This window comes from Streptomyces canarius (assembly GCF_014650735.1).
GTDB lineage: Bacteria > Actinomycetota > Actinomycetes > Streptomycetales > Streptomycetaceae > Streptomyces > Streptomyces olivaceoviridis.
The window spans coordinates 59,373-65,746 of sequence record NZ_BMVN01000044.1 but is presented as its reverse complement, the minus strand read 5'-3'; the positions used below and the strand labels follow the sequence as shown (position 1 = coordinate 65,746).

Annotated in this window: 3 protein-coding genes and 1 pseudogene; 2 read left to right on the top strand and 2 right to left on the bottom strand. The window is 69.4% G+C overall.

Features of this window, described 5'->3' with window-relative positions:
- Window positions 1-274 precede the first annotated feature (274 nt).
- Window positions 275-805, top strand: a pseudogene (locus IE294_RS37810) (alpha/beta hydrolase); the annotation flags it as partial.
- A 253-nt stretch (window positions 806-1,058) separates the two neighbouring features.
- On the opposite strand, the gene IE294_RS37805 reads toward IE294_RS37810, so the two are convergent.
- Window positions 1,059-2,486, bottom strand: a complete 1,428-nt coding sequence (locus IE294_RS37805) for a non-reducing end alpha-L-arabinofuranosidase family hydrolase (protein WP_189893763.1) — start codon at window positions 2,484-2,486, stop codon at window positions 1,059-1,061.
- Between the two features lie 153 nt (window positions 2,487-2,639).
- Window positions 2,640-4,250: a glycoside hydrolase family 43 protein gene (locus IE294_RS37800; protein WP_189893761.1), complete on the bottom strand. Its 1,611-nt coding sequence runs from the start codon at window positions 4,248-4,250 to the stop codon at window positions 2,640-2,642.
- 368 nt (window positions 4,251-4,618) lie between these two features.
- Here IE294_RS37800 and IE294_RS37795 point away from each other — a divergent pair, with 368 nt between their 5' ends.
- Window positions 4,619-6,265: a glycoside hydrolase family 27 protein gene (locus IE294_RS37795; protein WP_189893759.1), complete on the top strand. Its 1,647-nt coding sequence runs from the start codon at window positions 4,619-4,621 to the stop codon at window positions 6,263-6,265.
- The last annotated feature ends 109 nt before the right edge of the window (window positions 6,266-6,374 follow it).

The following is a 6,374-nucleotide window of genomic DNA, read 5'->3' as shown; positions in this document are numbered from 1 at the left end:
CCTCAACTTCAGCCGCAGACTCCATCCGGCCACGACCAGCAACACCGTCGGCTCACGCGTGCTCTACAGCCCACGCCGTCATCGGCTGCGAGGAAGCTCCTGACCGCGATCGTCACCTCCGCAAAGAGCACCGGCCACAACAGCCCTGCGAAGCCCTCCTGGCGAACTCCCCACCGCGGACCAGTACTCCAGTGAGAGTTCGTGTCCTGAGCGGACGATTTACGTCGTCGCTGTTCCCAAGTAACAGCAGGTCAAGAGCCTGGCAGGGTTCGGCGACGAGCCCACCCGTCACCGGTGGGTGCCGGCCCGCCGCAGTCTCACAGGGACACAGCAGATCGCCTACTACGTCGCCTACGCGCCCGTGACCTGAACGGTTGCGGACCTGGCGGGCGTGGCCGGGATGCGCTGGGCGATCGAGGAATGCTTCTGGGCCGCGAAGATGGACATAGCCACCGCGTACGAGGGGGCCCTGGACAGCGCCCGCCGTCTGCCGGGCGCGAAGATGATCAGTGTCGACAACGAGGGTTCGCACGGCGTCTTCCCGTACACCACGACCTGCGTCGACAACCCCGTGTTCGACTACTTCCTCACGGGTGCCATGCCCCAGGACAAGTACACCGCCTGCCAGGCGCTGCCGCTGCCCGGTGAGGACGAGGTCCACGAGGCCGGCGGCAGCATCGGGAAGAAGGGCACGATAAGGATCAGAATGGTCACCAGGGACGTCCGGCTGGCGAACGAGCTCGTCCGGGACCTGCTGCGTGGCCAGGTCATCGACCCGATCACCGGCCGGCCGATCCCCCAGTGACGTGCGGCTGCGATCGAGCACGCGTTGACGGTCGCGGCATGCCCGGCGCCCCCTGGGGTGGCCTTGCGCAGCGCGGGCAGGGCCGCCGTCGTGACCCGGCCGATGCCGCGGCCTCCGACACCCGCCACCGGCCACCGCCCCGCCCGGGCGGTCACCGGGGCGGGGCAGGGCGTCGGAGCGGGCAACTGGGCATCAGCGTGCCCGGCTCGGGGCCGTGGGCTCTGTGCCGGGTCCGCTGACGGGGTCAGGCGGATCAGCGCTGGAGGGTGAGGACGCCCGGCCGCCACGGCAGCTGGTCGTAGGGGCCGCCCGCGGTGGGGGACTTGCCCTGGTAGAGGAACTGAAGGTTGCAGGGGTCGATGGTCATGGTCTGGTCGGGGTTGTTGCGGACCAGGTCACCGTGGCTGATGTCGTTGGTCCAGGTGGCACCGCTGTTGGCCTTGCCCGCGAAGGGGTTGCTCTCGCCGGCGGCCTGCGGGGTCCAGGAACCGCTCAGGCTGGAGGCCGTGAACGAGCGGAAGTAGCGCCCGTTCGCACCCATCGCCTCGACGATCATCAGGTACTGGTTCTGCCCCTGCACCTTGTACACCTGCGGCGCCTCGAACAGGTTGGCCTTCGTGTCGCTCATGACCGTCGTGTACGACGAGCCGAAGTTGCCCGGGAAGTTCCCGATCGGCATGCTCGCCCGGTAGATCTTGCCGTTGTCACCGGCGAAGAACAGGTACATGTTCTGGCCGTCGGCGATCAGGGTCTGGTCGATCGGGCCGGTGTCGGAGCCGGAGATGCTCCCGGTGAACAGCGGCTGCGGCGAGGACCAGCCGTTGGGGTTGGTCGGGTCGCTCGACGTGCGGTAGACGAAGGGCGAGGCACCCCACTGGTACGCCAGCACCCAGATGTTCTTGGGCGCGAAGTAGAACAGCGTGGGCGCCACCGCGGCCTGGCTCATCCCGGTCTGCCGGGCCGACGCCATGTCCGACCAGTTCGTGAAGGGACCGAACGTCATCGAGCCGTACGACGACCCCGACACGTTCGACGCGTAGACCAGGTGCTTGCCGTTGTACGTCACCGTGGTGAAGTCCTTCAGCGAGACCCACCCGTTGGCCGGCTGCGCCAGCACACCCGTCGACGTCCACCGGTACGCCGACGGAAGAGTGCAGGTGCCGTCCGGCGGGGTCGACGTCCCGGACAGACCGGTCCACTTCTGGTTGCTGCCACCGTTGCAGGTCCAGAGCTCCACCTCCGTGCCGTTGGCCGTACCGGCACCCGTCGCCTCCAGGCACAGCCCGGACTCCACGCCGACGACCGTGCCGTCGGAGTTCACCCGCCACTGCTGGTTCGCCCCGCCGGAACAGGTCCAGATCTGCACCCGGGTACCGGCCGCCGTGGCGTGGCCCGGAACATCCAGGCACTTGTTGCCGTAGACGGTCAGCTGGTTGCTGTCCGTCAACGTCCACTGCTGGTTCGTCCCGCCCCAGCAGTCATAGATCTGCACGTACGTGCCGTCGGTCTGGCTACCGCCCGGCACATCGAGACACCGGCCGGAACCAGCACCGCGCAAGGCGCCGCTGGAAGCCGCCTGAGCCGGCGCCGCGACGAGCACCGCCGCCAACGCGGCCAGGACCGAAACGACCGCGGCGAGCACCACGGACAGGTGTCCGCGGCCGAAACTTCGTTTGCGCATGGGGACCTCGTCATCCTTGAGTACGCGGTTCCGGCTGCCCCGTCAGGGGCCGGCCGGACTGTCGATGGGGTGCGGTTCGCAGCGGTCCATGGGCACCGGACCGCGCCCGTACGGCTCCCCGCACCGGCCTGCGCCGGCCGGGATCGGATCGGTTCAGGGCGTGGACAGCTCGAACCGCGTGACGCGGACCGCGCCGCCGAGTGCCTGCGTGGCGTGGTTGAAGAGGGCGAACCGGTAGCCCATGAAGAACCGCCAGTCGTTGCCCATGGAGAAGGCGGGTCCGAGGCGGGTGAAAGTGGTGCCGTCGGTGCTGTAGGAGAAGGTGCCGGGGCGTGGTGCGCCGGGACGGATGTCCGCGGTCGCGCGCAGCCGGACGCGGCCACCGGAGACGGGCGCGCTCGCGACCTCGTAGCCGGTGCCGGTGGTGTTCCAGTTGGTGTCCATGGTCAGCCCGGTGACCATCACCACCCGTGACACGCCGCCGTCGCGTTTGACCCCGATCCATGCGGAGGAGTCCCGCAGCAGTGCGAGTCCGGCCCGGTCACCGTCCCGCATGGCGGAGTGGTCGAGCTCGACAGTGGCCGTGGAGCTGGGGCCCTGAATGCGGTGCGTGAGGGTGTTGCGCGCCCAGTACAGGTCGTTGGTGACGGTGGCGGTCCGGAGGGTCAGCCCGCTACCGACCGACCACTTGGTGTCGTCCGGGTTGTGGTTCCACTCCCACCTCGGCTTGAGGGTCGTACCGTCGAAGGTGTCGACGCCGGTCATGGGGGTGACCTGCCGGGGCGGAGGGGGCACGGCGGGACTCGGGTACGAGGTGCCCCATGCGCCGTCGACGAGTTGTACGACGGGCCAGCCGTCCGAGGTCCAGGTGACCGGGGCCAGCGCGGGCATCCGGCCGCCGGGATAGGCGTCCACGAAGGCCAGGTAGTACCAGGCGCCGCTCTGCGTCTGCACCAGCCCGCCCTGGTGCGGGACGCCGCCGCCGGGGATCGGCCCGCGCAGGTCGAGGAGGACCTGTCGCATCGTGTAGGGGCCGAAGGGGCCGCCGGACGACTTCAGGACGTACTGGCCGTTCGCGGGGCGGGTCAGGAAGATGTAGTACTGCCCGTTGATCTTGTAGAAGCGTGAGCCTTCGAGGGTGCCGACGCTCGGCGGTGCCGTGAACACCTGTTGGGTGCGGACCTGGTTGCGGCCGTCGGGCGAGAGCTGGGCCACGCTGATGGTGGTGTTCCCGTACGCCACGTACAGGGAGTCGTCCGTGTCGACGAGCAGCCCCGCGTCGTAGTAGGGGGTGCCGATCGTCGTCAGCCTGCTCCACGGCCCCTCGACGGCGGTGGCGGTGTAGACGTACGTCCGGGCGAAGTCGATCTGGCCGAGCCAGTAGAAGGTCCTGTTGCTCGGCCGGTAGGCCAGTGACGAGGCCCAGATTCCCCTGACATAGCCGCGGGCCCCGTTGAGGTCGTACTTGGCGCCGAAGTCGAGCACGGGCACCGAGTGGCCGGCGATCTCCCAGTGCACCAGGTCGTACGAGCGCAGGACGGGTGCGCCCGGTGAGTAGTGCATCGTCGAGGCGGAGGCGTAGTACGTGTCGCCGACGCGGATGACGTCGACGTCCGCGAAGTCCTGCCAGATCACCGGGTTCGTGTACGTGGAGGTGGCCGCGAGGACGGCCTCAGGAGGCAGGAGGGCGCCGGCGGCCAGGCCGGTGGCGCCTGTCAGCACACGCCGACGGGAAAGGTTTTGTTGCATCCATGACATATCCATCGACGGCGCTCTCCTCGGCTTCCTGGGCATGGAGCGGCTCTGGCGCGTTCGGTATTTCGAATGCAGGTCGACTCATCGAGCACCCTGGATGATAGGAGACCGGTTGCACCCGTCAATACCCCTCGCAGGATTCGCCAAGCGGATCGAAACATTCGACCACGACCGGATGTGAACTGCCGTCGGTCACTTCACCATCGGCCCAGGTGACCGCGCGTGCGGCGGCCGTCGACCGCGAACACGCTGGCTCGTTCCCGTCGTATTGACATGTTCAGACTCCCCTCTAGTATCCGTGGAACCTCGGATTTCCGAATGGCGATCGAAATTTCGAACCCCCTCGTCCCTTCCTCGCCGCGCCGAAGGAGCCCCTCGTGCCCAGACGACCAGGCGGACGACTGCTCCGCCTCCTCGCGGTTGTCGCGCTGACCATCACCGCGTCCGTGACGGCCTCCGCCCACTCCACCGCCTCGGCCGCGCCGGGCAGCCCCGCGCTCACGCCACCGCTGGGGTGGAACAGCTGGAACAGCTTCGGATGCGGAATCACCGAGGCACAGGTGCGCCAGGCCGCCGACGCGATGGTGTCCTCGGGCATGCGGGACGCCGGCTACCGGTACGTCGTGGTCGACGACTGCTGGTTCGACCCGCAGCGTGACGCGGCAGGCAACCTGCGGGCCGATCCGGCCAAGTTCCCGAACGGAATGAGGGCACTCGGCGACTACATCCACGGCAAGGGCCTGAAGTTCGGGATCTACCAGGTGCCGGGCGAACGCACCTGTGCGCAGACCAGCGGCGCCTATCCGGGCTCGACCGGCAGCAGGGGGCACGAGGCCCAGGACGCCGCCACGTTCGCCTCGTGGGGCGTCGACTACCTCAAGTACGACTGGTGTTCCTCCAGCGGCACCCGCGACGAGCAGGTCGCGCGGTTCACGCTGATGCGCGACGCCCTGCGCGCCACCGGCCGGCCGATCGTCTACTCCATCAACCCCAACAGCTTCCACGCCATCACCGGTTCGACCTACGACTGGGGCCAGGTCGCCGACCTGTGGCGGACGACCGAGGACCTGCTCGACATCTGGCAGAACGGCAACACCAACAGCTATCCGATGGGGGTCGGCAACGTCCTGGACGTCACCGCGCCGCTGGCGGCGCAGTCGGGTCCGGGACACTGGAACGACCCGGACATGCTGGTCGTCGGCCGGCCCGGCCTGACACTGACCGAGTCCCGCTCCCACTTCGCCCTCTGGGCACTGCTGAGCGCCCCGCTCATGGCCGGCAACGACATCCGCACCATGTCCGCCGACGTGAGCGCGATCCTGCGCAACCCGCGCCTGCTGGCGGTGAACCAGGATCCGCTGGGCGCGGGCGGGCGCAGGGTGCGCGACGACGGCACCACCGAGGTGTTCGCCAAACCCCTGTCGGACGGCTCGGTCGCGGTGGGCCTGTTCAACCGGGGAGGCGGCACCGCGACGGTCACCACGACCGCCGCGCAGGTCGGCCTGTCCGGCGGCCCGTTCACCCTCACCGACCTGTGGACCGGCGGCACGTCGAGCACGTCCGGGCAGATCTCGGCGAGCGTCCCCGCCCACGGCGTGGCCGTGTTCCGGGTGACCGGCGGCAGCCCCCTGGCCGCCACCACCTCACGTCTGCGGGGCAGCGCGTCCGCCCGCTGCGCTGACGTGGACAACTCCTCCACCGCCGCCGGTGCCACGGTACTGCTCTGGGACTGCCACACGGCCGCCAACCAGCTGTGGACCACATGGGCCGGCGGGGAGATCCGCGTCTACGGCGACAAGTGCCTGGACGCCTACGACCAGGGCACCGCCAACGGCACCCGCGTCATCACCTGGCCCTGCAACGGCCAGAACAACCAGAAGTGGACCCTCGGCCAGGACGGGTCGATCCGCAACGTCCACGCGGGCCTGTGCCTCGACGCCGCCGGGGCCGGCACCGCCGACGGAACGCCGCTGGTCCTGTGGACCTGCGACGGCCGGGCCGGCCAGAAGTGGACCCGCGCCTGACGGAGGCCCTCGCTGCCTCGCACCCACACCCGGGCCGCTCCTCGGTGCTCCGGGCGGTCGACGCCCGTACTCGGAGGGCGCACCCTGAGGGCGCGGTGGCGTCGACCGG

Coding starts and splice junctions, on each gene's coding strand:
- IE294_RS37805 (WP_189893763.1), bottom strand. CDS start 2,486: ATGCGCAAACGAAGTTTCGGCCGCGGACACCTGTCCGTGGTGCTCGCC.
- IE294_RS37800 (WP_189893761.1), bottom strand. CDS start 4,250: ATGGATATGTCATGGATGCAACAAAACCTTTCCCGTCGGCGTGTGCTG.